This is a genomic window from Oleiphilus sp. HI0079 (assembly GCF_001635105.1).
In genome coordinates, this window is sequence record NZ_LWFT01001184.1 from 1 (window position 1) to 1,610 (window position 1,610).

Annotated in this window: 3 protein-coding genes; 1 reads left to right on the forward strand and 2 read right to left on the reverse strand. The window is 48.7% G+C overall.

Going from position 1 to position 1,610, the window contains the following annotated elements; genetic code table 11:
* Positions 1-656: phytoene desaturase family protein (locus A3750_RS26460; protein WP_369819963.1), on the forward strand; the 656-nt coding region annotated here is incomplete at its 5' end.
* Between the two features lie 29 nt (positions 657-685).
* Here A3750_RS26460 and A3750_RS21090 read toward each other — a convergent pair.
* Together A3750_RS21090 and A3750_RS21095 are read right to left on the reverse strand one after the other, a co-directional pair.
* Positions 686-1,225 carry an isochorismatase family protein gene (locus A3750_RS21090; RefSeq protein ID WP_068458093.1) on the reverse strand — a complete coding sequence of 180 codons (540 nt, stop codon included), beginning with the start codon at positions 1,223-1,225 and terminating at the stop codon, positions 686-688.
* A 17-nt stretch (positions 1,226-1,242) separates the two neighbouring features.
* Positions 1,243-1,610, reverse strand: a 368-nt coding sequence (locus A3750_RS21095; protein WP_068548765.1) for a VOC family protein, incomplete at its 5' end; no start/stop codon positions are given.

Here is a 1,610-nt window from a genome sequence, read left to right on the forward strand (position 1 = left end):
GGCTTAAAGGCACGCCCAAAGAGCTAAAGCTCCCTAAGACGAATTATTGGCTCTATCCAAGTCATGATGCGCAAGCAAACTTTGCGGCATTTGATGCCGACAAAAACGCGCCGTTCCCGCTTACGTATATATCGTTTCCTTCGGCCAAAGACCCGTCTTGGTCGGAGCGTTACCCTAATAAATCCACGATCGAAATTGTCGCGCCTTGTCCCTACAAGTACTTTGAAGCATGGAAGGATATGCCATGGGGTCAGAGAGGTGACGAGTATGACGCGCTTAAAGCCGAATTTGGTGCGCGCTTGATGGAGCAGCTATATAACGAGATGCCTAACTTGCGCGGTAAAGTCGATTACTTTGAGGTGTCTACACCGTTGTCGACCGACTACTTCTGTGCTTATTCTCGTGGAGAGTTATATGGCTTAGAACACGGCCCAGAGCGCTTTCAGCAAACATGGTTGCGTCCAAAGACCCGCATTGCAGGGTTGTATCTAACCGGGCAAGACGTTCTGTCGTGTGGTGTTGGTGGCGCGATGATGGGCGGCGTCCTCTCTGCCGCCAGCGTGCTTGGGCTCCAATCGCTCAACTTGCTTCCGTTTATGGCGCGCTTTAAAACCGACAGAAATACCGCTCAGGAGGGTGGTGCGGTAAACGCATGACGCGACGCGGTCGATCCACAGTTTCGAGCTTAACGGATAAGATCAAGAACGGGCTTGAACTCCGGTGCCCGACAGTCCTTGATCAGTTCGTACAAGCACATCTCTAGGCCTGTCAGCTCAATGCCATGTCGTGTGAGCTTGTCTAGGCCCAATTGTTTATTGCTTGTTAATCGGGACGATACGCAATCGCGCACAACTTCCACCTTGTAGCCAAGTTTTGCCAGCCCTCTGGCTGTTTGATAAACACAAATATGCGCCTCAATACCGCATATTAACCATGTGTCTACGTCATACGATTTGACGGCCTCGACAAAGGCCGGTTCTTCGCAGGCACTAAAAGAAAATTTGGCGATACGCGGCACTGTGTCTAATAGCGTGTTGAGTTCATCAACAGTCGGTCCAAGTTTTTCGGGGTTCTGTTCAAGTTGAATGATTGAAAGCCCGAGCACTTGAGCGCCCTTGATCAGCTTAGAGCAATTTGAAATGAGCGCCTCGCTTTCATGAACGATGCGCGCGAGCTTACCTTGAATATCAACGACAATAAGACCTGTGGTTTGCCTTGTAAGCATTTAGTTTACGCTCTCGTTCAGTATGCGCCTTGTGAATAGGTGAGCTCGTAGCTATGCGAATATACTTCGAAAATTAGACCAAATGGATCTTCTACATAACACATCTTATAAGGCTTCTCGCCAGGATAGTATTCTCGAATCGGCATGCGTTGTTTGCCACCATGCTCGACTATCTTGGCAACTAAGCCTTCAATGTCTGGATCTTGCACGCAGAAATGAAAGGTGCTGGTTTTCCAGTACTCGAAGTCTTTGGGTGTTTCATTGTTCTTAAATTCGAACATCTCAACGCCGATCTTATCGCCCGTCGACATATGCGCAATTTTAAATGAACCCCAGCCAGTGCCGAATACATCAATACACATTTGTCCGATCGCGGTTTCCGATT

Excerpts from the sequence above, each read along its gene's own strand:
- A3750_RS21090 (WP_068458093.1), bottom strand. The coding sequence starts at position 1,225 with ATGCTTACAAGGCAAACCACAGGTCTTATTGTCGTTGATATTCAAGGT.